The 24,089-nt window shown below is 59.8% G+C and carries 22 protein-coding genes; 6 read left to right on the forward strand and 16 right to left on the reverse strand.

From position 1 onward, the window contains the following. Window positions 1-62: 62 nt before the first annotated feature. The gene (locus V1T76_RS03515) at window positions 63-422 is read right to left on the reverse strand and encodes a BA14K family protein (RefSeq protein WP_330559221.1); all 360 of its coding nucleotides are present in this window, start codon (window positions 420-422) and stop codon (window positions 63-65) included. Between the two features lie 383 nt (window positions 423-805). Here V1T76_RS03515 and V1T76_RS03520 point away from each other — a divergent pair, with 383 nt between their 5' ends. After that, a complete protein-coding gene (locus V1T76_RS03520; protein WP_006934329.1) occupies window positions 806-1,018 on the forward strand; it encodes a cold-shock protein in 213 nt (70 codons plus the stop codon). Window positions 1,019-1,243: 225 nt separating this feature from the next. Here V1T76_RS03520 and choV read toward each other — a convergent pair whose 3' ends face one another. The 3 genes from choV to V1T76_RS03535 all read right to left on the reverse strand — a co-directional run bounded on the left by choV (window position 1,244) and on the right by V1T76_RS03535 (window position 4,151). Then, window positions 1,244-2,287: a choline ABC transporter ATP-binding protein gene (choV, locus tag V1T76_RS03525; RefSeq protein ID WP_330559222.1), complete on the reverse strand. Its 1,044-nt coding sequence runs from the start codon at window positions 2,285-2,287 to the stop codon at window positions 1,244-1,246. Further along, complete coding sequence (choW, locus tag V1T76_RS03530; RefSeq protein ID WP_330559223.1) at window positions 2,284-3,129, reverse strand: choline ABC transporter permease subunit; 846 nt, start codon at window positions 3,127-3,129, stop codon at window positions 2,284-2,286. Before choW ends, choV begins: the two co-directional genes overlap by 4 nt. A gap of 77 nt (window positions 3,130-3,206) precedes the next feature. After that, a complete protein-coding gene (locus V1T76_RS03535) occupies window positions 3,207-4,151 on the reverse strand; it encodes a choline ABC transporter substrate-binding protein (RefSeq protein WP_330559224.1) in 945 nt (314 codons plus the stop codon). A gap of 362 nt (window positions 4,152-4,513) precedes the next feature. On the opposite strand from V1T76_RS03535, the gene betI reads away from it, so the two are divergent. The 4 genes from betI to V1T76_RS03555 all read left to right on the forward strand — a co-directional run bounded on the left by betI (window position 4,514) and on the right by V1T76_RS03555 (window position 9,892). After that, the gene (betI, locus tag V1T76_RS03540) at window positions 4,514-5,116 is read left to right on the forward strand and encodes a transcriptional regulator BetI (RefSeq protein WP_330559225.1); all 603 of its coding nucleotides are present in this window, start codon (window positions 4,514-4,516) and stop codon (window positions 5,114-5,116) included. Window positions 5,117-5,131: 15 nt separating this feature from the next. Then, entirely contained in the window at window positions 5,132-6,790 is a 1,659-nt protein-coding gene (betA, locus tag V1T76_RS03545; protein WP_330559226.1) for a choline dehydrogenase, read from the forward strand. Window positions 6,791-6,848: 58 nt separating this feature from the next. After that, window positions 6,849-8,312 carry a betaine-aldehyde dehydrogenase gene (gene betB, locus V1T76_RS03550; protein WP_330559227.1) on the forward strand — a complete coding sequence of 488 codons (1,464 nt, stop codon included), beginning with the start codon at window positions 6,849-6,851 and terminating at the stop codon, window positions 8,310-8,312. 296 nt (window positions 8,313-8,608) lie between these two features. Next, window positions 8,609-9,892 carry an adenylate/guanylate cyclase domain-containing protein gene (locus V1T76_RS03555; RefSeq protein ID WP_330559228.1) on the forward strand — a complete coding sequence of 428 codons (1,284 nt, stop codon included), beginning with the start codon at window positions 8,609-8,611 and terminating at the stop codon, window positions 9,890-9,892. 138 nt (window positions 9,893-10,030) lie between these two features. Here V1T76_RS03555 and hemP read toward each other — a convergent pair whose 3' ends face one another. From hemP to kynB, 11 genes are all read right to left on the reverse strand, one after another. Then, window positions 10,031-10,246, reverse strand: coding sequence for a hemin uptake protein HemP (gene hemP / locus V1T76_RS03560; RefSeq protein WP_330559229.1), 216 nt, complete (start codon window positions 10,244-10,246; stop codon window positions 10,031-10,033). A gap of 508 nt (window positions 10,247-10,754) precedes the next feature. Continuing rightward, window positions 10,755-11,219 carry an iron-responsive transcriptional regulator RirA gene (rirA, locus tag V1T76_RS03565; protein ID WP_006934312.1) on the reverse strand — a complete coding sequence of 155 codons (465 nt, stop codon included), beginning with the start codon at window positions 11,217-11,219 and terminating at the stop codon, window positions 10,755-10,757. Window positions 11,220-11,320: 101 nt separating this feature from the next. Then, on the reverse strand, window positions 11,321-12,388 hold the full coding sequence (locus tag V1T76_RS03570; RefSeq protein WP_330559230.1) for a LacI family DNA-binding transcriptional regulator: 1,068 nt from the start codon (window positions 12,386-12,388) through the stop codon (window positions 11,321-11,323). Between the two features lie 295 nt (window positions 12,389-12,683). Next, on the reverse strand, window positions 12,684-13,862 hold the full coding sequence (locus V1T76_RS03575) for an NAD(P)/FAD-dependent oxidoreductase (RefSeq protein WP_330559231.1): 1,179 nt from the start codon (window positions 13,860-13,862) through the stop codon (window positions 12,684-12,686). Between the two features lie 187 nt (window positions 13,863-14,049). Beyond that, entirely contained in the window at window positions 14,050-14,601 is a 552-nt protein-coding gene (locus tag V1T76_RS03580; RefSeq protein ID WP_330559232.1) for a GrpB family protein, read from the reverse strand. A gap of 263 nt (window positions 14,602-14,864) precedes the next feature. Then, window positions 14,865-16,070 carry an ABC transporter substrate-binding protein gene (locus V1T76_RS03585; RefSeq protein ID WP_330559233.1) on the reverse strand — a complete coding sequence of 402 codons (1,206 nt, stop codon included), beginning with the start codon at window positions 16,068-16,070 and terminating at the stop codon, window positions 14,865-14,867. A 93-nt stretch (window positions 16,071-16,163) separates the two neighbouring features. Continuing rightward, complete coding sequence (locus V1T76_RS03590) at window positions 16,164-17,150, reverse strand: branched-chain amino acid ABC transporter permease (protein WP_330559234.1); 987 nt, start codon at window positions 17,148-17,150, stop codon at window positions 16,164-16,166. Between the two features lie 16 nt (window positions 17,151-17,166). After that, window positions 17,167-18,039, reverse strand: a complete 873-nt coding sequence (locus tag V1T76_RS03595; protein ID WP_330559235.1) for a branched-chain amino acid ABC transporter permease — start codon at window positions 18,037-18,039, stop codon at window positions 17,167-17,169. A gap of 5 nt (window positions 18,040-18,044) precedes the next feature. After that, a complete protein-coding gene (locus tag V1T76_RS03600) occupies window positions 18,045-18,752 on the reverse strand; it encodes an ABC transporter ATP-binding protein (protein ID WP_330559236.1) in 708 nt (235 codons plus the stop codon). Continuing rightward, window positions 18,749-19,519 carry an ABC transporter ATP-binding protein gene (locus tag V1T76_RS03605; protein WP_330559237.1) on the reverse strand — a complete coding sequence of 257 codons (771 nt, stop codon included), beginning with the start codon at window positions 19,517-19,519 and terminating at the stop codon, window positions 18,749-18,751. Before V1T76_RS03605 ends, V1T76_RS03600 begins: the two co-directional genes overlap by 4 nt. Before the next feature lie 70 nt (window positions 19,520-19,589). After that, the gene (gene kynB / locus V1T76_RS03610) at window positions 19,590-20,228 is read right to left on the reverse strand and encodes an arylformamidase (RefSeq protein WP_330559418.1); all 639 of its coding nucleotides are present in this window, start codon (window positions 20,226-20,228) and stop codon (window positions 19,590-19,592) included. 417 nt (window positions 20,229-20,645) lie between these two features. On the opposite strand from kynB, the gene V1T76_RS03615 reads away from it, so the two are divergent. Continuing rightward, entirely contained in the window at window positions 20,646-22,724 is a 2,079-nt protein-coding gene (locus V1T76_RS03615) for a putative bifunctional diguanylate cyclase/phosphodiesterase (protein ID WP_330559238.1), read from the forward strand. On the opposite strand, the gene kynU is transcribed toward V1T76_RS03615, so the two are convergent. Continuing rightward, a complete protein-coding gene (gene kynU, locus V1T76_RS03620) occupies window positions 22,717-23,937 on the reverse strand; it encodes a kynureninase (RefSeq protein WP_330559239.1) in 1,221 nt (406 codons plus the stop codon). The genes V1T76_RS03615 and kynU overlap by 8 nt on opposite strands. Between the last annotated feature and the right edge of the window lie 152 nt (window positions 23,938-24,089).

Below are 24,089 nucleotides of genomic sequence, written 5' to 3' on the forward strand. Positions count from 1 at the left end.
CTTGCAGGGAGTGGCCGGTGGCCCGTTGAGGCCCGTTGCGCCCGGCGAAGATGGAAACTGCCTTACTGGCAGAAGCGGTACTGCCCGGAGTAGGACAGGAAGTAACCGGTGTTCGGATTGAACGAGCGGTACTTGCGGCTGCAGTAATTGTACCAGGCCGGGCTCCAGGGAGCCGGACGGTAGACGACCGGGGCCGGAGCCGGATAGTAGGCCGGCGGGGCCGGGTAATAGGCCGGCGGCGGAGCCACATAACGCGGCTGGGAAAGAGCCGACCCCAGGATGGCACCGGCGGCCAGACCGCTGGCGACACCGACACCGACCTGCCAGCCCTTGGCGGCATGGGCAGGCGTTGCCTGAGAGGTCAAAGTAACGCCGGCAACAAGAGCCAGCGCGGAGGCGGTAACTGCGAACTTCTTGAACATGACGGTGTCCCTTCCTGTGTCGTGAGGCCCTGCTGTCCGCCTCAACTCATGAAACGAACTTAACCCGCCCCCCGGTCGGGCTCTGTGACTGGTGTCACATGCTGTCACTTTGTCACCCGAGCACGATTTACCGGCTTTATGGCCTCGGTTTGACCACTGCAAAAATCTTTCGCTTGCCGTAGGGCCCGGCTGGACCTACATTATTATTCATCGGTACGCGTTGTGCCGTACGGGACTGACGAAAGACCCGGTTAGACTGACTTCGGCAGGGCTCCATCAAGCGCTGCTCTGAATTTCCAAGCTTTCCGTTTCTTGTTGACTTCTCGTTTATCCGCGCCAGCCGGTAACGGGATGGCGCATCCAACCAGCGGAAAGGTTTCTCCATGCGCGAGAACGGCACCATTAAATTCTTCAACCATGACCGTGGCTTCGGCTTCATCACTCCGGAAAACGGTTCCAAGGACGTGTTCGTCCACATCACCGCATTCGAGCAGGCCGGTATCGGTACGCCCGTCGAAGGCGCGAAGATCTCCTTCGTTGCCGAAGACGACCGTCGCGGCCGCGGCAAGCAGGCTGCTCAGCTCGAGCTGCTCTAAGGTCTCAGACTGCTGCCTCCGTCTGCCGACGGCTGGCGCGGATCGACCAAAGAAAAACGGGGCCCTTCGGCCCCGTTTTTTGTTCTGTTTTGCGGCTTGGCAGCCAGTCTTCTAATACGCTTGCCTGCAGTCTGATATCCGCCCTCATCCTGAGGAGGACCTTCAGGTCCGTCTCGAAGGATGACGGTCACCGGGTTGAACCGCCTTCGTTTTGCCCCGCACGCCTTACGCCATGCAGTCCAGCAGTTCCTTCTCGCCGATGACGCCGACGATGGAGCCATTTGCCTTCACGACAACGGGATCCTTGCTGGATTTTTTCAGCTTCGCGACTTCGCGAACCGAGGCTTCGGGATCGCAGGTCAGGCCGCTGGCGAGCGAGCCCGGCAAGCTGCCGGGGGGCACCATGATGTCGCGGGCGCGCAGCACGTTGAGAGGATTCATGTGGCTGACGAATTCGGCGACATAGTTGGTTGCCGGCGTCTTGACGATCTCCTGCGATGTGCCGAGCTGGATCACCCGTCCGCCTTCCATGATCGCGATGCGTGAGCCGATCTTGGCGGCTTCATCGAGATCGTGGCTGACGAAGATGATCGTCCGGTTGAGTTCCTTCTGCAGATCGAGCAGCTCGTCCTGCAGCTTGTCGCGGATGAGCGGATCGAGCGCCGAGAACGGTTCGTCCATCAGCAGAAGAGGCGCGTCGGTTGCAAAGGCACGGGCAAGGCCAACACGCTGCTGCATGCCGCCGGAAAGTTCGTGCACCTGCTTTTCACCCCAACCGGTGAGGCCGACCAGTTTGAGCTGTGCCTCGACCTTGGCCGCTCTTTCCTTTGCGGGCATGCCCGCCAGCTCTAGGCCGAAGCCGACATTTTCCGCCACCGTGCGCCATGGCAACAGACCGAAGTGCTGAAAGACCATGCCGATCCGGTGCCGGCGGAGTTCGCGAAGGTCGTTTTCGGGGCAGGTTTCCGGATTGACGTAGCGCTTGCCATCATGCACCTGCACTTCGCCCCGGATAACGGGGTTGAGGCCGTTGACCGCGCGCAGCAGCGTGGACTTGCCTGAGCCGGACAGGCCCATCAACACGATCACTTCGCCTTCATGGATATCGAAGGTCGCACCGGCAACGCCGAGGATCTGACCGGTTTCCGCCTGGATTTCCTGCCGAGTCTTGCCGGCGTCGATCAGCGGCAGAGCCGACTGCGGCTTTTCGCCGAAGACGATGTCGACATCTCTGAAGGTGACGACGGGTGTCTTGGTTGCATCGCTCATTTCTTCTTGCCTCCAGACGGTGTGCGGAAGAAACGGTCGAGAACGATAGCGATCAGGACGATACAGACGCCCGCCTCAAAGCCGAGCGCGACGTTGGCCGTGTTCAGTGCCCGCAGCACCGGAACCCCGAGACCGTCGGCAGCAACAAGCGCGGCGATCACCACCATCGACAGGGACAGCATGATGGTCTGCGTCAGCCCGGCCATGATCTGTGGCAGTGCATAAGGCAATTCGATTTTCCAGAGAAGCTGTGAGTTCGTCGCGCCAAAGGCCTTTCCGGCTTCCAGGAGCGAAGTGGGCGTCGATGACACACCGAGCTGCGTGAGCCGGATTGGCGCTGGAATGGAAAAGATCACGGTCGCGATCAGGCCGGGCACCATGCCGAGGCCAAACAGGATGAGCGCCGGGATCAGATAAACGAAGGTCGGCAGTGTCTGCATCAGGTCGAGAACAGGACGCAGAACGGCGTAGACGCGCGGATGATGTGCCGCAACAACGCCGATCGGCACACCGATCGCCATGCAGACGATCGTCGAAGCCACGACCAGAGCCAGGGTTTCCGTCGTTTCTTCCCAGTAGCCCTGATTGATGATGAGCAACAGGGCGACCGCGACAAGGGCTGCGAACGTGATCGTGCGGTGAACGAAATAGGCCAGTGCGACAAAGATGGCGACCATCACAAGAGCAGGCGGCGCCTGAAGCACCCACAAGATCCCGTCGATGATCGTCAAGAGAAAGGCGGAAATGCCGTCGAACAACCAGTAAGCGTTGTCGGTTAGCCAATCGACCCCGGCTTTCGCCCAACTGCCGATCGGGATTTTTTGTTCAGTCAGCCACTCCAACGTGAGCCCCCTTGTGAATCCTGTTGCCACGAAAAAGGACGCCGCCGCAAGCGACGGCGTCCACTTCACAAGAGACGTTAGAGGCCAAGAGCGCTCTTGACGGCCGCGAAGCTGTCGCCGCCATCAAAGGTCTTCACGCCGACGAGCCAGTTTTCGAAGGTTGCCGGATGTTCCTTCAGCCAGGCGGCTGCCGCCTTGTTGGGGTCTTCGCCATCGATCAGGATCTTACCCATGATCTCGTTTTCCATCGGCAGCGAGAATTCAAGATTCTCCAGCAGCTTGCCGACGTTCGGGCATTCCTTTACGTAGCCTGCCCGCACGTTCGTGTAGACGGTTGCGCCGCCGTAGTCCGGGCCGAAGACATCATCGCCGCCTTCAAGATACTTCATCTTGAAATTGGCGTTCATCGGGTGCGGTTCCCAGCCAAGGAAGACGATGTCGGCATCGCGGCGGTTTGCACGGGCGACCTGCGCCAGCATGCCCTGCTCGGAGGATTCAACAACTTCGAAGCCCTCGAGGTCGAAGAGGTTTTGATCGATCATGCCGATGATCAGGCGGTTGCCATCGTTACCCGGCTCGATGCCGTAGATCTTGCCGTCGAGATCGTCCTTGAACTTGGCGATGTCCTGGAAGCTCTTCAGGCCTTTTTCATAGGTGTATTCCGGAACGGCCAGCGTGTATTTCGCGCCTTCCAGGTTTGCACGGACCGTTTCGACAGAGCCGTCCTCACGGTAATTCTTGATGTCGCCTTCCATGGTCGGCATCCAGTTGCCGAGGAAGACGTCGATGTCCTTGTTTTTCAGCGACGCGTAGGTCACGGGCACGGACAGAAGCTTGACATCCGGCTTGTAGCCGAGCGCTTCCAGCACGACGGAGGTCGCTGCGGTCGTTGCGGTAATATCCGTCCAGCCCACATCCGAGAAACGAACGGTCTGACAGCTTTCCGGCTCGTTCGCCAGGGCGGTTCCTGTGAGCATCAGCCCGAGCGCCAGGCCTCCAGCGAGTTTCGCTGCTACTTTCATATGCATACCTCCTATGGAAAGTCTTGTTTCTCGTTTCTTTGCAGAGCGTGGATCAGAAATGTTTCTACCGTCCGGAAGTTCCTTTGCCCACAGACTGCCTAACCATGATCCAAACATCCACGAGAAAAAAATGCAAGTTTTCATTGATTGACTGATCAATTAAAAATAAAACTCGGGTGTGAGATGACCTCGGCAAGGCGGAACGAAAGGCTCTGAGAAGGGCTATTCATTCACGTTGACGCTGCTGCACCAAGATGGTGACGATGGGCGAGCGGACTTGTGCTTGGCCGGAGTTGCCAACGCCAGATCAAAGGTCGGCAAGCCAAGCCGAATTCTTCTCTCACCAAGTGTCGGAGGTAAAAATGCCAAAGGTCGGAATGGAAGCAGAGCGGCGGCGCAGTCTGATTGACGCGACAGTCGATGCCATACACGAACGTGGCTACAGCGACGTGACCATGGCGCAGATCGCCAAGCGCGCGGGCGTCTCCGGCGGGCTTGTGCATCACTATTTCGGCTCGAAGGACCAGTTGCTGGCCGCCACCATGCGCCATCTCCTGACAGAACTCGGCCGCGCGATCCGCGAAAGCCTCGAAAAGGCGGAAACCCCGCGGGAGCGGATTTCCGCAATCATCGCCGGCAATTTTGCGGTCGACCAGTTTCAGCCTGCGGTGATTGCAGCCTGGCTCGCGTTCTATGTCCAGTCGCGCACCACCGACAGCAACAGCCGTCTTCTGAATATCTATGCCGCAAGGCTGGCCTCGAACCTGACCCACAACCTGCGGGCCTTCATGCCCCAGGACGAGGCCCGCCGGATTGCCGAGGGTACCGCATCGATGATCGACGGGGTGTGGATCCGGCAAGCGCTGCGCGACGGCAAGCCCAACCGCTCGGCCGCCATCGCCCTGGTCGAAGACTATGTGGAAACCCAGATTGCCGTCCACCTGGGGCGCATCACCAAGAATTGAGCAACTAGGATCAACATGAGCGACCAGTTCGACTTCATCATCGTCGGGGCCGGATCCGCCGGCTGCGCCATGGCCTACCGCCTGTCCGAAGACCCCGGCAACAGGGTGCTTGTGCTGGAATTCGGCGGCACGGACGTCGGTCCGCTCATCCAGATGCCTGCCGCCCTTTCCTATCCGATGAACATGCCGCTCTACGACTGGGGCTATGCCAGCGAACCGGAGCCCCACCTGGGCGGGCGGCGCCTGGCGACCCCGCGCGGCAAGGTTATCGGCGGGTCGTCCTCGATCAACGGCATGGTCTACGTGCGCGGACACGCCTGCGACTTCGACACCTGGGAAGAGATGGGTGCGAGCGGCTGGGGGTATCGCCACGTACTGCCCTATTACAAGCGCCAGGAACACAGCCATGGCGGCCAGGAGGACTGGCGCGGCACGGACGGCCCGCTGCACGTCCAGCGCGGAACCAAGTGGAACCCGTTGTTCAATGCCTTCAAGACAGCTGGAGAACAAGCCGGTTACGGCGTGACGGCCGATTACAACGGCGAGCGTCAGGAAGGCTTCGGCGACATGGAAATGACGGTCCATCGCGGCCGCCGCTGGTCCGCTGCAAACGCCTATCTGAAACCGGCCCTCAAGCGCGGCAACCTAACCCTTGTGAAAGGCGCCCTGGTGCGCCGCGTCCTGATCGAGGACAAGCGCGCGGTCGGTGTGGAATTCGAAACCGGCGGTGAAATCCGCGAGGCCAAGGCCGCGCGCGAGGTGATCCTGTCGGCGTCTTCCATCAACTCGCCGAAGATCCTGATGCAGTCTGGCATCGGTCCGGCGTCGCACCTGGCTGAAATGGGGATCGATGTCGTGGCCGACCGGCCGGGTGTTGGCGCAAACCTTCAGGACCATCTGGAACTTTATCTTCAGCAGGCCTGTACGCAGCCAATCACGCTCTACAAGCACTGGAACCTGTTCTCCAAGGCGGTGATCGGGGCGCAGTGGCTGTTCCTGAAGCAGGGCCTTGGCGCTTCGAACCAGTTCGAGAGCTGCGCCTTCATCCGTTCCAAGGCAGGCGTGAAATATCCGGACATCCAGTATCACTTCCTGCCCTTTGCCGTGCGTTACGATGGCCAGGCGGCCGCGGAAGGTCACGGTTTCCAGGCCCACGTCGGGCCGATGCGCTCCAAGTCGCGCGGCCGGGTCAAGCTGACCTCCAGTGATCCGAAGGCCAAGCCGTCGATCCTGTTCAACTACATGTCTCACGACGACGACTGGGAGGACTTCCGCACCTGCATTCGTCTGACCCGCGAGATCTTCGGCCAGGAAGCCTTCGCCCCCTATCGCGGCAAGGAAATCCAGCCGGGCGACGATGTGCAAAGCGATGAATCGCTTAACGACTTCATCCGCGAACACGTGGAAAGCGCCTATCACCCTTGCGGCACCTGCCGGATGGGGGCCAAGGACGATGCCATGGCCGTGGTCGATCCGGAATGCCGGGTCATCGGTGTCGATGGCCTGCGTGTCGCCGACAGTTCCATCTTTCCGCAAATCACCAATGGCAATCTGAATGCGCCCTCGATTATGGTCGGGGAAAAGGCATCGGACCATATTCTGGGCAAAACCCCGCTTCCCGCGTCAAACCAGGAACCGTGGATCCACCCGGAGTGGGAAACAAGCCAACGCTGACCTCTGGCAGACCAGACTTCTGGCAAACCAGGGCAGATAGAAATCAAGGAGCCAACCCATGCGCGCCCAACCGCAAGCGTCCCATTATGTCGGCGGCTCATATGCCGAGAGCCAGAGCGGCACACCTTTCGACTCGCTTTATCCTGCAACCGGTGAAGCGATTGCCCGGCTCCACGCCGCCGACGATGCGGTGATTGAAGCGGCAATCCGCTCCGCTCAGGAAGGCCAGAAGATCTGGGCAGCAACGCCTCCTGCCGAGCGCGGCCGGGTGCTGCGCCGTACGGCGGAAATCCTGCGCGAGAAGAACCGCGAACTCTCCATTCTGGAAACGCTGGATACCGGCAAACCCTTGCAGGAAACCCTGATTGCCGACGCGGCTTCCGGTGCCGACTGTCTGGAGTATTTCGGCGGTCTGGCTGCGACACTCACGGGTGAACATATAGATCTGGGCGGCTCCTTCGCCTACACAAAGCGCGAACCGCTCGGCATCTGCTTCGGCATCGGTGCCTGGAACTATCCGATCCAGATCGCCTGCTGGAAGGCGGCCCCGGCTCTCGTCTGCGGCAACGCGATGATCTTCAAGCCGTCGGAAGTCACCCCGCTGAGCGCGCTGAAGCTTGCCGAAGCCTTTACCGAGGCCGGTCTGCCGGACGGTGTCTTCAACGTGCTGCAGGGCTTTGGCGACGTCGGCGCGAAGCTGGTGGCCCACCCGGCAATTGCCAAGATTTCCCTCACCGGCTCCGTTCCCACGGGCGCAAAGGTGGCGGCCCTTGCCGGTGAACACCTTAAGAAGACAACGCTGGAACTCGGCGGCAAGTCGCCGCTGATCGTCTTTGACGATGCGGACATTGAAAACGCAGTGTCCGCTGCCATCAACGCCAACTTCTACTCAACCGGTCAGATCTGCTCCAACGGCACGCGCGTGTTCGTTCACGAGGCGATCAAGGAAGCCTTCCTGAAGCGGCTTGCGGAACGCACCGCCAATGCGGTGCTGGGCGATCCGCTGGACGAGGAAACCAACATCGGTCCGTTGGTGTCCAAACAGCAGCTCGACAAAGTGCTCCATTACATGAAGATCGGCCAGGACGAAGGCGCCCGTCTGGTCTGCGGTGGCGGCACGGCCTCGGTCGCCAGCTTCCCGGACGGCTATTTCGTGCAGCCGACTGTCTTTGCCGACGTGAAGGATGACATGCGCATTGCCCGCGAAGAAATTTTCGGCCCAGTTCTGAGCGTTCTCGACTTCACCGATGAGGACGATGTCGTCGCCCGTGCCAACGACACGGAATTCGGCCTTGCCGCAGGCGTATTCACCAAGGACATTCAGCGGGCGCACCGGGTGATCGACCAGTTGCAGGCCGGCACTTGCTGGATCAACACCTACAATCTGACCCCGATCGAAATGCCCTTCGGTGGCTACAAGAAGTCGGGAATCGGCCGCGAAAACGGCCATGCGGCGATCGAATATTACAGCCAGACGAAGAGCGTTTATGTCGAAATGGGCGGTGTCGAGGCGGCGTTCTAAATCGCCGCCTTCCCCGGCCCGGCAAACCATCTTTCGAGGCGCTGCTCACGCGGTTCCTCGGGAGGTGACGGACACGGCTGACGTGCAGCTCGTTTTCGGTAGACCTTCCGCTCTTATCCCGACGAAGCGGGAAGCCCCGTCGAGAGGGAGGGAGGGAGGGACGGAGTGTACCCTCCCCTGTTTTCTCCTTATCCCCCGTGCCGTTTCAAGGCGTTTTCTACCATTCGGTATTTTGCCGATTGAAGTTTGCTCGCCGGCGCCCGAGATATTACGTTAAGCCGTCTCACGGAGCCCCGATGAACAAAGCCTTTCTGGATCCATCCCCGCGCACCTACGCGCCCTACATCTATCTGACGGCACGCTCCCGCAGAGGTCCCGCCTGTGCGCCGGAAACGCTCAGCATCGACGAATTGAAATCGTGGCTCCTGCATGAGGCGACCCGGATCGATGATGTCATGCTGATGTTCGAGGAGTTCATGTGGCGCTGCAAGGCCGCAGGGGTCGCCATTGACCGGGCGACGCTGCACATCGGCACGCTGCACCCCCGTGTCATCGGTTTTTCATGGGTCTGGAACAGCCAGGACAAGTTTTGTGACGAGGTTGCTGCGGATGCAAACGCGCCCAAGTCGGAAGCCTTTACCCGCAATCCGCTGTTTCACGTCATCAACGAAGGGCAGACCATCAGGGTCAACCTGGAAAGTGTCGAGGGGGCGAATTCCGCCCCCCTGATGCGGGAGCTCGCCGACCAGGGATACACGGCCTATGTCGCCCTGCCGCTCAGCTCCTCGCACGAAAAACACAATGCCATGACCCTGGCGACCCGCAAGCCAGGTGGTTTGAACCAGCAGGAGAAGGACCTGATCCGCACTCTGATCGACCTGCTGGCCCTCCATATCGAACGCCATATCGTCCAGCGCATCGCCCGCAACGTTGCCGACACCTATCTCGGCCCCATCGCGGGACAGCGCGTGCTGGACGGCGAGATCAAGCGTGGCGACGGCGAGGCGATCACGGCCGTCGTCTTCATGGCAGACATGCGCGGCTTCACCCAGCTAGCCGACCGGCTGAGCGGACCGGAAGTGACCGCGATCCTGAACGCCTATTTCGACCGTATCTCGGACGCCGTTCTCAACAACGGTGGCGATATCCTTAAATTCATGGGCGACGGGATTCTTGCGGTGTTCGATCAGAAAACCCTGGGAGAAACAGCGGCCGCCAATGCGGCCATGAAGGCTGCCAGGGCAGCGCTGGAAGCCATCGACGAATTGAACCTCAATCCGCCTGAAGAGCTTCCGGACCCTGTTCACTGGCACCCGCTGAAGATCGGCATCGGCCTTCACCGGGGAGAGGTCTTTTTCGGCAATGTCGGCGGCGAGGAACGGCTCGACTTCACCGTGATCGGCCGCGCCGTCAACGAGACCAGCCGGGTGGAATCCCTGTGCAAGCCCCTCGGCCGCGCCCTGCTTCTGACCGAACCTGTGCGGAACGCCCTATCCGGCGACCTTCGGTCCAACCTCAGCGCCATGGGCGAACACGCCCTGCGCGGTGTCGGCAAACCCGTGGCGATTTTCGGGGCGTGACACAGAGATTTTGGTCTCCTCCCGGCTGACGTGTAGCGGAGAGCCGGGACCCTGGAGCCCCGGGCGATCGCCACTCCATCATCAGTGCGATGACGGGTCCTGAATCCTCGCTTTCGCGGGGTTCCAGGACCCGATTGATCACTTCGTCAAAATCAATTTGCCCTGCTTGGTGATGGACAGACGGTAGGTTTCGTCGTTGTGGCGGATCTGGATCTGGCGCTGGCCGCTGAACAGGTCGCGGGTGTCGAGTTCCGATTTGACCTCGCGCGGCGGCGTGGCCGCGAAGGCGCGCGAGGCGCGGCTGCTGGTACCCAGGGAGAGGCGGTGTTTCTGGCTGTTGGCGGTCGGTGTCATAGCGCGCATTCGGTCCTTGGCCTTTATGTCGCTCCTGAAACTGTTCAAAAAATCAGCTTGTTACAGGAGCAGTGGGACATCGGATTTAAAAGATGAGTTTCCAACTCAACTTTATACTTGACACTCATACTCATGTTTTCCTATCAAGGCAATGCCTGATCGAAACGGAACCGGAAATCGCGTCCTCTGGTTTCGGATTAGACAGGCCCTCCGGGAGACCGGAGTGACAAATGCCAGGCCAGCCAACCGCCCTCTCCTCTCCCTCAGCGGCAAGCCAGCCCGGCCTTTTCCCTGAACCCGGCCAGATGACACGTGCCGTGGCGACCTTTCCCCGAGAACCTGAAACGGATCGATCCCGCGGTCTGATCCAGTGTCAGCCGCGACCTTCGAAAGACCGTCTCTTTCAGAAGCGGCCCGGGTCATCGTTTCCTTACCTTGCGATTGCCCCAACAAAAAAGGCGCCGACCTTACGGTGGCGCCTTCGAAACCCTGATGTGCCGGCAAAGCCCTACGCGTTGGCCGCGATCGGAGCCTTTGTCATATCGATCTTCAAAAGATCGCGCATGCCGAAGCGGTCTTCCGAAAGGTCGGCAATCGACTTGCCGTCCAGAACTTCCATGAACGCTTCCAGCGCCTCATGCAGCAGGCCGTTAAAGCCGCAGGACATGATGAGCGGGCAATCCTTGCGACCACTGTCGAAACATTCCGCAAGAAGGAAACTTTCCTCAGCGGCACGTACAACTTCGCCAACCGAAATCTTTTCTGCAGGGCGTGCCAGCATAACCCCGCCGTTCCGGCCACGGATGGTCTTGATCAGATTTGCATCGACCAGGACTTTCATGATCTTGAACAGGTGGGTTTCGGACATGTCAAAGCTGGCTGCGATATCCGCAACCTTGCTGGGTTTGTCCGGGTTGACGGCGCAATACATCAGCGCGCGTACGGCATAGTTTGTCTGTTGTGTCAAACGCATGCACTAGATATGAGGTGCCGGCCCTGAAAGGTCAATTCAAAATTTGAGTGTGGGAGACCACTTTTTGGCGGAATCGTCCGAAAACTGCCCCGAACCCAGCTTCACGCAGGCTGCCCGGCGGGTGCGAAAGGCTCCAGTTCCCCGGGCAGGTTGTCCTTCAGAAACACATCTATGCCGATACGTTCCTGTCCCTCGATGATCGCAGCGCCATCGCAAAGAGCCTTCAACACGCGGATCGCGCTGCGGATCTCGTGGCCAGGGTCCTGGGCTATCACGGCATCAAGCACATCGTCCTGCAGCGCTTCACGCGTATAGGGGGTCAACTCGTGACCGACGAAAACGATATCCTTGCTGCGGCCGCTTTCCTTCAGAGCCGCGATCGTGCCCCGGTTGCCCGCCCCAATATTGTAAAGCCCGGCGAGATCAGGATGTTCGGTCAGAAGCTTGCGCATCAGGTCCGCGTTGCGGGCGTTGTCGTCCCTGCCCTCGCGCACCTTCAGCAATTCCAGATGAGGAAAGTCCTGCTCAATAACATCCCGGCAGCCCTGATAGCGCTCCGCGTGGTCGCGAAGGCCGAGTGAGCCGGCAATGATCCCGATCTTGGCCGGTACCCTGGGCAGGAAACGGCCGAGCAACCGCCCGGCGGTGCGCCCGGCGGCCACGTTGTCAATCCCGACGAAATGCCGGCGGGACGAGGATGGATGATCGGAAACGAGCGTGACCACGGGCACGCCCCTATCTTGCAGCCGGTCGATGGCTGCCTGCACTTCCGGAAACGCCGGCGCGACCACCGCGACACCGTCACACTGCGACCGATCGAGGATCGCCAGCGTGCCGGCAACCCTGTGGCCGTCGAAAGCGTCGATGGGCTCCACATGCACGTGCATGCGGTCGGCGCTCATGGTTTCGGCGTGAGACAGCGCTTCGCGGGTCAGGTCTTCCATGAAGGCGTTTGGGCCATTCGGAATGAGGAAGTGCAGACGGTAGACCCGCTTCTTGGCAAGGCCTGCGGCAAAGACATCCGGCTTGTAGTTGAGCGCATCAACCGCCTGCTTGACCTTTTCGATGGTGACCTTGCGCACACCCGGCCGGCCGTTCAGCACACGGTCAACCGTCGCCAGGCTGACGCCCGCCGTTTCGGCCACATCGTGAATGGTGACGCGCTTCATTCATCCCCCCGGACGACAGCCATAGCCGCTCTCTTTCACCCAGACGCAGAGCCCTTTCTCATCCCCGGGGAGACCGTCAGGTCCCTTCAGAAGGACGGGCCGTGCCTTCAGGCATTTGCCGCCTACCCTTCGAGACAGCGCTGACGCGCTTCCTCAGGCAGAGGGGCCATGGACACGGCGAAAGGGAGGTCTGGAGCCAAACCTTCTTTCCTGCCACTATAACCAGCTCTGAGGAGCGATCATCAAAAAATGCTGCGCCGCGCAAATCTCTTCAACGAAAGGATGAATGCAGCTGTCAGGCCACCTGGCCGGCGGCATGGCCGGACGACCAGGCCCACTGGAAATTGAATCCGCCGAGATGTCCAGTGACATCAACAACCTCGCCAATGAAATAGAGCCCCGGCACCTTCGTGCTTTCCATGGTCTTGGAGGAGAGTTCCTTCGTGTCGACGCCACCAAGCGTGACTTCCGCTGTGCGGTAGCCTTCGGTGCCGACTGGTGTGAGCTGCCAGCGGTTCAACTGTTCGGCTGCCCGGCGCAGAACCTTGTCCGACTGGTCGGCAAGGCGGCCTTTCAGGGCAAAGGCCTGCGACAACTCATCGGCCAGCCGGTTGGGCAGCAATCCGCCAAGGGCTGTCTTCAGGTCCTGTTTCGGGTTGTCCTGGCGAGCCGTCCGCAAGGCTACGAAGACATCGGCCTCCGGCGTTAGGTTCACCGAAATCGGCTTGCCTTCCTGCCAGTAGGACGAAATCTGCAGCACCGAGGGCCCGGACAGGCCACGATGCGTGAAGAGCAGGCCTTCGCGAAACGATGTCTTTTGAAAGGAAACGACCGCATCCACCGAGACACCGGCAAGCCGGCCGCACAGTTCCTTGTTGGCATCGGAAAAAGTCAGTGGCACGAGTGCCGCGCGCGGGGCAATGACGTTGTGGCCGAAGCGCTTGGCCAGATCATAGCCAAAGCCTGTTGCGCCCATCTTCGGGATCGACGGTCCGCCGGTCGCCACCACAAGTGATGCTGCCCGCAACGGCCCCTTGGACGTCGATACCGAGAACCGGTCGTCCGGTTTTTCAATCGCCTTGATCTCCGTTTCCAGCTGCAACGTGCCCCCGGCTGCTTCCAGCTCGTCCAGCAGCATGCGGATGATGTCCTTCGCACTGTCGTCGCAAAAGAGCTGGCCGAGTGTTTTTTCGTGCCAGGATATCCGGTGCTTTTCGACCAGTTTCAGGAAGTCCTGCTGGGTGTAGCGCTTCAGCGCCGAGACACAGAACCTCGGGTTCTGCGACAGAAAATTAGCCGGCGAACAATGGATGTTGGTAAAGTTGCAGCGCCCCCCGCCGGAAATGCGGATCTTCTCCGCCGGTTTCCCGGCATGGTCGACCACAAGCACCTTGCGCCCACGCTTCGCCGCCTCAATTGCACACATCAACCCGGCGGCGCCGCCACCAAGCACAAGAACATCCAGATCACGCATGGCGGGGTGTATAGCGGGAAAATCGCGTTGGGGTAAGTAAGGAAGTTTGCCTCAGTCTGGCAAAGCGTACCCGGGTGATACTGCTGTGAACGGCTTCCCGCGCCTGAAATGAACGACGTGATGATTGCACCCACTGTGCCGGTATCAAGGTAATGGAGCTATTCTGCAATCATGAACACTTTCCGCATCATTGTTGGAAATGGTCCTCTTCCAGTGCCCGGCGCACGATTTCCAAGACAAATTGCCTCTTTCCTGAGGTATAGCGATCGCCGTCATATGGAAACTTTTGTGCAAGTTGCGCTTTCAAGGCAGCGTATCTGCAGGCTGCCTCCTGATGCTGACGAAGGTAATCGCGAAATATGAGGCGATGCTGATGCGTGCGATTTGCCGGTGGACAGAGATAAACTCTGAACTGAGGTGAAGTGGTTTTTAGAAGAAACGCCCAAACACCGTCGCCATAACGATTTCCGCGATTTTCATAGCCTTGATTGACGAGGTCTGTCGTAGCACTCGGAATATCTGTGGAACTCGACAGAGTTACATCGATGTCTATGACAGGCTTGGCAGCCAACCCGGGAACGGAGGTACTTCCGACATGATCGACAGCAATGACTCGGTCGCCAAGCAAGCCTTTCAGCACAGCCTCCGCCATGGAAAACTGCGATATCCAATCCGGATCATATGAAACAATTTCGACCAGTGTCGGCAAGGCGTTATCCTGCGAGAAAACATCGATCAAGTTGCATCTTGATGACGTCGCGACCCAAACTCAATAAAGTCCATCGCTGAATGCTGGCTGATACTACGCGGAGGGATCTTGATGCAGAGAAAGAAAACCAGCCGTGCTTTCAGCGCGAAACATGTCTGGATTCCGGATCTGCGTTCAGCTTTGCCTCGCTTGTCCGGAATGACCGCAGTGGAAGATTGCATGGCTTCTCAAACCAAAAAACCGGCGGCCCTTTCGAGCCGCCGGTTTCCTGCAAACGCTTCGTGTGAAGTCGCTTACTTCATTTCGGTCAGGACTTCGAAGCCGTTGGTGCCGACTTCCCAAAGGGCGTAGGTGCCCGGGACGTCGCCGTTTTCGTCGAAGTTGTGGTCACCGGCTGCGCCCTTGTAGTCGATGGCTTTGCCGGCTGCGATCAGTTCCTTGGCTTTCTTCCACTCGCCCGGACGGATGGTTTCGCCTTCGCCGTTGGAGACTTCGGCCATGGCCGCTGCAACGTCTTCCTTCTTGCCGCCGGCCTTTTCGACCGCCAGAGCCAGCAGGAACGCCGCGTCATAGGACGTGGTGGCAAAGATCGCATCCGGATCGCCGCCGATGTTCTTGAAGGCTTCGTTGAAGATGTCGAGCGAAGCGGACTGTTCGCCAACCGGAGAAGACGACACGAAGGTCGCGAGGTTTTCGACGCCCAGTTCGTTGATCACCGCTTCGGACTTCATCCCGTCGCCGCCGACGAACTTTTCAAAGAAGCCGTTTTCAAGAGCCTGACGCAGAATGGTGAGGCCGGTGCCGTCGCCGTAGTCGAAGATGACCAGCGTGTCCGCACCGCCCTTGGCGAGTTCGGCAAGGTTGGAGCGATAGGAGGCCTTGCCTTCCTCGTGCGCTGCGAACTGGGTGATTTCGCCGCCGAGTTCATCGACGAATTCCGCCTTGAACGCGTTGGCAAGACCCGTGCCGTAGTCATTATTGAGGTAGGCAACAGCGACCTTCTCGTAGCCCTGCTCCTTCAGGGTACGTGCCAGTGCCCGGCCCTGATAGTCGTCGGACGGCACGGTGCGGAACACGGTGCCCTTGTCGTCGAGCGTGGAGATTTCCGGCGAGGTGCCGGACGGAGTGATCATGGTGATACCGGCCGGAATGGTGACCGAACCGGCTGCAGCCAGAACCGCACCCGAGCAATGCGGACCGACGACGCCGATGACGCCTTCGATGTTCACGGCCTTGGTGGCGGCGTCGGTGCCGTTCTGCGGGTTACAGGCACTGTCGCCGACAACGCCGACCAGCTGTTCGCCGTCGCCAATGCCGCCTTGCTCGTTGACCTGCTGGAAAGCGAGCTGCGCCGCATCGATCATGGCCGGAGCCATGGCTGCGATCGGGCCGGAAATGCCGCCGAGCAGGCCGATCTTGACATCAGCCTTTGCCGGTACGGATGCCAGCGCGGTCGCGGTCATCAGACCTGCAGCAAGTGCGAGAATCTTGGTTTTCATCAAAGTACCTCCTCAATATTCCGGTCTTCGCCGGGACTTTGGTTTTTCAAGGCTCTGCCTCCCGAAACCGGAAAGCTAGCCTGAGGAACGGACCTAAGTGTGATCCGCACCGGATTTTGGTGCCCGCCGGTCGCCTCTCAGAGGTTCCGGCAGCAGGCCTTCGGGACGGAAGCGCAGCACAAGCTGCAGCATCAGACCGATCAGGAACAGACGAATGTATTTCGCCTGGATGGCATATTCCGTGGGCAGGCGGTCGGTCGCGATTTCCGACATGGACCAGATGATCCAGACCACCGCGGCGCCCAGTATGGCCCCCCGGTTGTTGCCGCTGCCCCCCAGGATCAGCATGATCCAGACCAGGAAGGTTGCCACCATCGGGTCGATGGCTTCCGGGGTGATGGAGCGGTTGAAATGCGCGAACAGCGCCCCACCCAGCCCCATCAGAGCCGAACCGAAGATGAAGGCCTGCAGGCGGCGGAACTCGACGTCCTTGCCCATGGCCTTGGCCGCGCCTTCATTGTCGCGAATGGCGCGCATCATGCGGCCCCAGGGGGCATTGAACTGACGTTCCACCAGCATATAGGCCGCAACCAGCACGACGACCACGATGGCAAGATACGCTGCCTGTGATGCCAGATAGGCGGTTTCCTGCGCCATGGACGGAAACTCTGCCGCCGGACGCGGAATGCCGGAAATGCCACGAGCCCCGTTGGTCAGCACCGCTTCGGACTTGACCACCAGACGGATAATTTCGGCAATGCCGATGGACGCAATCGCCAGATAGTCGGAGCGGAACCGCAGACAGATCTTGCCGATGGGCCAGGCCACCAGAGCGGCGGCAATCATCGCACCGATCCAGCCGACGAAGAACGGCATGTCGAAGCCGCCGATACGGCCATCGGCATGTTCCGTCGTCAGGATTGCGGAGGTGTAGGCGCCAACCGCGAAAAATCCGGCAATGCCCGCGTTGAAAAGGCCCGCGAAACCCCACTGGATGTTGAGCCCCAGCGCCAGCAGCGCGTAGATGCCGATGAAGATCGCCATGAAGAGGGCGTAGTTGAGAAGACCGAGATATTCCATTTTCTCCTCCCTCCCCTTACAGCACTTTGCCCTTGAGCAGCCCGGTCGGGCGCACAAGCAGCATGAACAACAAAATGGCGAAAGCCATAGCGGCCTTGTATTCGCTCGGGATCACCAGAACCGACAGCTCTTCGGCGATCCCGACGATGAGCCCGCCAAGCACGGCGCCCTCGATCCGGCCGACCCCGCCCAGGATGGCGGCGGCGAACATCGGCAGCAGCATCTGCCAGCCCATCATCGATTTCAGCTCGGTGTTGAGCCCGAGAAAGACGCCCGAGGCGGCACAAAGTCCGCCGGCGATCACCCAGGTCAGCATCACGACCTTCTTGTTGTCGATGCCCGACAAAAGAGCCAGATTGGGGTTGTCCGACATGGCCCGCATCGCCTTGCCCCATTTAGAGCGCGTCAGGAAGAGTTGCAGCCCGCCGACGAGCGCGATCATGGCGATGACGGTCAGGATTTCACGGTCGCGGATGCGCAGGCCGAAATAGTTTTCCGGACGGACAATACCGCGCGAATAGGTTTCGGTATCGACACCCCAGACCACCTGCACCACGGCGCGGATCATGAGAGCGATCCCGAGCGAAGCCATCACGGTGACGATTTTCGGCCGCTCGCGCAGGTGCTCGTAGAACACCTTGTCGATGCCAACAGCAACGGCAGCGGTTGCGATGATGGCGATCGGCAGAGCCACCAGCGGCGAAACGCCAAGGCCCGTGACAACCGCAAGCGCGATGAAAGCACCAAGCGTCGCCAGATCGCCATGCGCCAGATGGGCATAGCGCAGAATGGCGAAGACCAGCGTGATGCCGACCGCGCCGAGCGCATAGATCGACCCAAGCACGATGCCCGGAATGACGTAGAAATTGATAAGCTCAAGAAAATCCATACCGCTCAGCCCCCCAGGAACATTTCGGCGACTTCACGGTCGGCCAGAAGATCGGCCCCGCTGCCTTCGTGGCGGTTCTTGCCGGCGGCCAGGACATAACCCCGGTCGGCAAAGGCAAGCGCCTGCTTGGCATGCTGCTCCACCAGAAGAATGGCGACACCCGTGTCGCGCACATCCCGGCAGATCTGGAAGATCTGTTCCATGTATTTGGGCGAAAGCCCGGCGGTCGGCTCATCAAGCAGAAGAAGCTTCGGGTCGAGCATCAAGGCCCGGCCCATGGCCACCATCTGGCGCTGACCGCCCGACAGGGAGCCGGCAAGCGTCTTGCGGCGCTCCTTCAGATCCGGAAACAGGGTGTAGACCCGGTCGTAGGCGGCGCTGAGGTCACCCTTCTTGAGGAAACCGCCCATTTCCAGATTCTCGTGGATCGACATCTCGCGGAAGATGTTGTCGACCTGCGGCACGTAACAGATGCCGCGCTGGACGATGCGGTTGGGCGCCCAGGTGGTGATGTCGTCGCCATCGAACAGCATGCGGCCGCCGCGGATGGTCAGAAGACCAAAGACGGACTTCATCGCCGTGGACTTGCCGGCGCCATTCGGTCCGACGATGACGACGATCTCGTCCGCATCCACATGCATGGAAACGTCCTGGAGGATGTCCGCATCGCCGTAGCCTCCGGTGATGCGGTCCATGGAAAGAAGCGCTGTCATGCTGCATCTCCCGTGGTCTCGCCCAGATAGGCTTCCAGCACCTGCGGATTGGAACGCACGGTCTGGAAATCCCCCTGGATCAGCACCCGGCCCTCGGCCATGCAGACAACGGGATCGCAGAGTTTCTCGATCATTTCCATATCGTGTTCGATCAGGATGAACGTGTAACCGCGCTCCTTGTTCAGGATCTCGATCTTGGTCTCGAGCTTGCGCAGAAGGGTGCGGTTGACGCCGGCCGCCGGTTCGTCCAGCAGCACGAGCCTGGCATCGGTCATCATGGTGCGGCCGAGTTCCAGAAGCTTCTTCTGGCCACCGGACAGGTTGCCGGCCGGCTCGTGCGCCACGTGTGTCAGCTCCAGAAATGCCAGGGTGTCATAGGCCTTTTTCTCGACCTCGGCTTCGGCCGCCTTCACTCGCCCCCAGGCAAGCCAATTGGAAAACAGGCTTTCACCGGGCTGCGACGGTGGCACCATCATCAGGTTTTCCAGGGCCGTCAGCTTGTGAAACTCGTGCGGGATCTGAAACGTCCGCACAAGTCCCTTGTGGAACAGCTCATGGCTGGCCAGGTTGGTGACATCCTCGCCCAGAAACCGGATCCGGCCGCTGGTCGGCTGCAACGCCCCTGCAATCAGGTTGAAAAGCGTTGTCTTGCCCGCCCCGTTCGGGCCGATCAATCCGGTAATACTGCCTTCCTCGACGCGGAACGAGCAGCCATTCACCGCCCTGAATCCGCTGAAATCCATTATGAGCTGATCAAGCTCCAGCATTCACGCTCCTTGCCGCTCCCTACGGTCAGCCTTTTTTCTTATTTCCTCTGCGCGTTCCCGTTTTCCGGGATTAGCGGAGCGGGCGCAAAATGGCCCGAACCGGCGCAGCGTCCAGCCCTTCTAACTTCATTGGCAGCGCAATCAACTCATAATCACCGGGTTCCACCGCAGAAAGAGCAAGATTTTCCAAAATGAGCATGTCGCGGGAACGTGCGATCCCACGACTGGGCAAGATTTCGGAAGTATCCGGGTCGACAGAAGGCACATCCACGCCGACGAGCTTTACCCCTCTGTCCGCCAGCAGGGTCATGGTTTCCGGCGCCAGAGCCCTGAACCCCTGAGGCCAGACCGTCACGTCCCGCTCATCGGCGAGCCGCACAAGCACGCGCGGCGGACAGCCCTCCAGGGAAGCTGCCAGTTCTTCGGGCCCGCAGAGCGGACCGGGTCCCCGGGCATCGAGAAGTCGCGCCGGACCGATGAAATCATGCAGGTCGAGCTGGTCGATCGGGCGCCCGTTCGCATCGTAGTGCAGCGGCGCATCGGCATGGGCACCGCAATGGCTGGACATGGAAAACTCACCCACATTCACCGGACATTCTGCCGAGATTTGCGCCGTCCACGAGGTGCGATAGGGCGCATCGCCAGGATAGACCGCGATACCAGGTCGAACCGGGGGTGTGATGTCAAAGAGGTCGCTCACGTCAACCATCCTGCTGAAAGGCATTTGCCGCGTATGGAACGTCGAGAAACAACCATGGCCTTCACGTGTTCTACAACTGAATTAACACGCTTGCGAGCGATTGACGCCTGTCACAACCTCGTCGGGAATTGTCCTTTCCCGGCATCGGCAACGCCAGCAAGGGTATGTAAGTTCTAGTAAAAAGTAGTTCGTGAACTTGCTGTAACTGTGTTCAATCGACGGCAGTCTACAACCAGAGACAGAAAGTATCACCCCGTCCCGTTAAGTTTGTCAGCGGTTTTCTGGATTTTAAATTGAATGATATATTCGTGTTCCATACACTTGCGCAGAGTCACGAAGTCGCGTTGCCGGACACGAACAGACGGCCCCGCCCGTCAAAAGATTTGATGTTGATTGCGTTCATCCTGGAGAACGACCCTGTCACATATGTCCGACCTATCCCTGACGCAGCGGGCAACCGAAAAAAAGAAGGCCGCCCCGACTTTTATACCCGCTGACGGCAAGGTGGATCAGGACCTGATCCTTTCAATTTACGACCGTCTCGACACCGGCGTCTGGATTTTCGATTTCGATGAAAAACGTATTCTCTGGGGCAATCGCAAGGCTCTCGAGATTACCGACGCCGATTCGCTGGAGGAATTGCGCGCGCGCGACATGGGCTCCGACATGTCGCATTCGGTGCAACAGCGCCTGCGCCAGTACCAGCAGGACTTCACAAAACACGACGTGAGCTTTTCGGAGATCTGGACCCTCTATCCAAAGGGCAAGGCACAGGTTCTGCAGGTCGTCATGAGCGGCATCCGGCTGAATGACGGGCGCATGGCGCTTTTGTGCGAAGGCCGTCCGCATCATGAGCAACAGCCGGAAACGCTTCGAAGCGCCGAAGCGCTGATGCATACCACGGTGATGATTTCGCTCTTCTCCGAAGACGGACATCCGCTTTATCGCAACACGGCCGCGCGGGCTGCCAGCACCGATCTTGAGTGCACCTTGTGGGACCATTTCATCGACAGGGCGCTCGCCAGAAAGGTGATGGGTGTCCTGAGCGACAAGGCCACCACCAAGTTCGTGGCGGAAGTGCTCACGTGCGACGGCCTGCGCTGGCACGAAATCACCATCCGCCGCTGCCACGACGCCGTAACGGGAAAGCCAGCCTTTCTTTTGAGCGAGATCGACGTCACCGAGCTTCACCAGACCAAGGAACGCGCGCAATATCTTGCCAGTCACGACGCGCTGACGGGTCTGTCGAACAGGACCTACCTGAAAGAGCGTCTGTTGCAGGTCAGGCAGACGGCGCAGGAAAACGATCTGATCGCAACGCTGTACCTTGTGGATCTGGACGACTTCAAGATGGTCAACGATACGCTTGGCCATGCTGCAGGCGACCATCTCCTTCAACTTGTCGCTTCCAGACTGAAGGAACTGGCGGGCAACAACGACATTGTGGCACGCCTTGGCGGTGACGAGTTTCTGATCTGCCACCTGTCTTCACCCGAAAGCCCGCGGCCCGACTGGTTCGGACAGGCCCTTTTGCAGGCGTTCGCCACGCCGCAGATGATCGAAGGCAAACCTCGCCATGTCGGGCTGAGCATCGGCTACGTTCATTATCCCATGGACGGCAGCGATATCGATGAGCTCATGCGGCATGCAGACCTTGCGCTTTACCAGGCCAAGTCGGAACGCAAGAACAAATGCGTCCGCTACAAGGAATTCATGCGCAAGCTTCGGGACAAGCATCTGTCCCTGAAGAAGGATCTCGAACGCGCGATCCGTGCGAATGAATTCCTTCTCTATTATCAGCCGATCGCCTGCACCCGCAGCCAACGGATCGTCGGCGCCGAGGCCCTGCTGCGCTGGCAGCACCCCGAAAGGGGCCTGGTCAGTCCTGACGACTTCGTGCCGGTTGCCGAGGAGACGGGTCTCATCAACGAAATCGGCACCTGGGTCAGCCGCAACGTTGCCGACATGCAGGCCCGGCTCAAGCTGCTCGACGTTGCCGTTCCGCTGTCGATGAATGTCTCACCCAAGCAGTTGTCTGACCCGAAGTTCCTGAAGCGGATGGAAACCCTTCCGAAGGAGACGGCCTGCAACGCGAACGAGATCTCGCTGGAAATCACCGAAAGTGTGCTGCTCGGCGATATTCCCCATGCCTATGAGACCCTGATGAAGCTCAAGGCGGCGGGCTACCGGATCGTCATCGATGATTTCGGCACCGGCTATTCGAACCTCGCCTATCTGCACAACTATCCGATCGACGGCATCAAGATCGACCGGATGTTCATGAGCGACATCGCAACGGGCGGCGCCATCGTCAGGCTGATCCTGTCGCTGGCCACCGCACTTGATGCCACGGTCGTTGCCGAAGGCGTGGAAACCGTCGAACAAAGAAGCTGGCTGTCGGAAAACGGCTGCAACCGCTTTCAGGGATTCCTCTATTCCAAGCCGGTGCCTGAAGAACAGTTCGTCGACATGCTTCAGGCCCAGATCCGCGCCGCGGCTATGTAACCTTCGCGCGGGTCTTGAACTCCGGCCGGTTCCAGCTGTCCGTCTCCAGAATGTCCTTCAGAATCCCGACCGCATCGACAATGTCCTGATGCGACAGGTAAAGCGGTGTGAAGCCGAAACGCATGACATCCGGTGCCCGGAAATCGCCGATTACGCCGCGGCTGATCAAGGCCTGCATGACGGCGTAGCCTTCCGCAAAGCGGAACGACACCTGACTGCCGCGGGCCTCCGGGTCGCGCGGACTGGCAAGCGTCAACTGCGGACATTTTTCCTCGACTTCGGCGATGAACAATTCACTGAGCGACACGGACTTGCGGCGGATATCCGCCATGTCGACGTCTTCGAACACGTCGAGGGCCGAATGAAGGCTTGAAAGCGCGAGAATGGCCGGGGTTCCGACCGTCATCCGGTTGATGCCAGCAACGGGACGGTAGTCGAGATCGAAGGCGAAGGGTGCTTCATGCCCCATCCATCCAGTCATCGGCGACGTCACCTTGTCCTGATGCTCGGGCGCAACATAGAGGAACGCCGGCGCTCCCGGGCCACCGTTCAGGTATTTGTAGCCACAGCCAACGGCGAAATCCGCACCGGCGCCGCTGAGGTCAACCGGGATCGCACCTGCCGAGTGGGCAAGATCCCAAATGGCAAGAGCGCCGGCATCATGAGCCGCGCGGGTAAGGTCCTTCATGTCGTGAAGCCGGCCGGTGCGATAGTCGACCTGGGTGAGCATCACCGCCGCAACGTCCTTGCCGATGGCATCCTTGACCGCTTCCGGATCGACGACCTTCAGTTCGTATCCCTTGTCGAGCAACCTGGTCAGCCCGGAAGCAACATAAAGATCGGTCGGAAAATTGCCGTTGTCGGACAGGATGACCTTCCGGTCCGGCCGCAGCGACAGAGCCGCGAACAGCACCTTGAACACATTGACCGAGGTGCTGTCGCAGGCCACGACCGTTCCGGCCGGGGCGCCAATAAGCTTGCCGATCCGGTCCCCCGTGCGGGTGGGCAGATCGATCCAGCTATGGGTGTTCCAGGCCCTGATCAGGCTGTTGCCCCACTCTTCACTGATGACCTGCGCGATGCGGGCAGGCACGTGCTTCGGCAGCACACCGAGCGAGTTGCCATCCAGATAGATCACCCCGTCCGGGATCTGAAACGCTTGCTTTTTGGAAGCCAGGCCATCTGCGATGTCTGCCGGGTGCTGCGAGGTCATGAGTAGCTCTTTTTTCGGATAGTTGCATTTGAAAGGAAGCCGCAAGCTATCAAAGCGGAATTTCGCAAACAACTGTTTCCGCGAACCGTTTGATCCGGTGAAAGCTGTACGGGAAACAATCTGTTTCGGCTGCATGTCGCAAATAACACAAA

The organism is Roseibium sp. FZY0029 (assembly GCF_036350355.1).
Classification (GTDB): domain Bacteria; phylum Pseudomonadota; class Alphaproteobacteria; order Rhizobiales; family Stappiaceae; genus Roseibium.

Coding starts and splice junctions, on each gene's coding strand:
- V1T76_RS03515 (WP_330559221.1), bottom strand. CDS start 422: ATGTTCAAGAAGTTCGCAGTTACCGCCTCCGCGCTGGCTCTTGTTGCC.
- V1T76_RS03520 (WP_006934329.1), top strand. CDS start 806: ATGCGCGAGAACGGCACCATTAAATTCTTCAACCATGACCGTGGCTTC.
- choV (WP_330559222.1), bottom strand. CDS start 2,287: ATGAGCGATGCAACCAAGACACCCGTCGTCACCTTCAGAGATGTCGAC.
- V1T76_RS03535 (WP_330559224.1), bottom strand. CDS start 4,151: ATGAAAGTAGCAGCGAAACTCGCTGGAGGCCTGGCGCTCGGGCTGATG.
- betI (WP_330559225.1), top strand. CDS start 4,514: ATGCCAAAGGTCGGAATGGAAGCAGAGCGGCGGCGCAGTCTGATTGAC.
- betA (WP_330559226.1), top strand. CDS start 5,132: ATGAGCGACCAGTTCGACTTCATCATCGTCGGGGCCGGATCCGCCGGC.
- betB (WP_330559227.1), top strand. CDS start 6,849: ATGCGCGCCCAACCGCAAGCGTCCCATTATGTCGGCGGCTCATATGCC.
- V1T76_RS03555 (WP_330559228.1), top strand. CDS start 8,609: ATGAACAAAGCCTTTCTGGATCCATCCCCGCGCACCTACGCGCCCTAC.
- hemP (WP_330559229.1), bottom strand. CDS start 10,246: ATGACACCGACCGCCAACAGCCAGAAACACCGCCTCTCCCTGGGTACC.
- rirA (WP_006934312.1), bottom strand. CDS start 11,219: ATGCGTTTGACACAACAGACAAACTATGCCGTACGCGCGCTGATGTAT.
- V1T76_RS03570 (WP_330559230.1), bottom strand. CDS start 12,388: ATGAAGCGCGTCACCATTCACGATGTGGCCGAAACGGCGGGCGTCAGC.
- V1T76_RS03575 (WP_330559231.1), bottom strand. CDS start 13,862: ATGCGTGATCTGGATGTTCTTGTGCTTGGTGGCGGCGCCGCCGGGTTG.
- V1T76_RS03585 (WP_330559233.1), bottom strand. CDS start 16,070: ATGAAAACCAAGATTCTCGCACTTGCTGCAGGTCTGATGACCGCGACC.
- V1T76_RS03590 (WP_330559234.1), bottom strand. CDS start 17,150: ATGGAATATCTCGGTCTTCTCAACTACGCCCTCTTCATGGCGATCTTC.
- V1T76_RS03595 (WP_330559235.1), bottom strand. CDS start 18,039: ATGGATTTTCTTGAGCTTATCAATTTCTACGTCATTCCGGGCATCGTG.
- V1T76_RS03600 (WP_330559236.1), bottom strand. CDS start 18,752: ATGACAGCGCTTCTTTCCATGGACCGCATCACCGGAGGCTACGGCGAT.
- V1T76_RS03605 (WP_330559237.1), bottom strand. CDS start 19,519: ATGCTGGAGCTTGATCAGCTCATAATGGATTTCAGCGGATTCAGGGCG.
- kynB (WP_330559418.1), bottom strand. CDS start 20,228: ATGGTTGACGTGAGCGACCTCTTTGACATCACACCCCCGGTTCGACCT.
- V1T76_RS03615 (WP_330559238.1), top strand. CDS start 20,646: ATGTCCGACCTATCCCTGACGCAGCGGGCAACCGAAAAAAAGAAGGCC.
- kynU (WP_330559239.1), bottom strand. CDS start 23,937: ATGACCTCGCAGCACCCGGCAGACATCGCAGATGGCCTGGCTTCCAAA.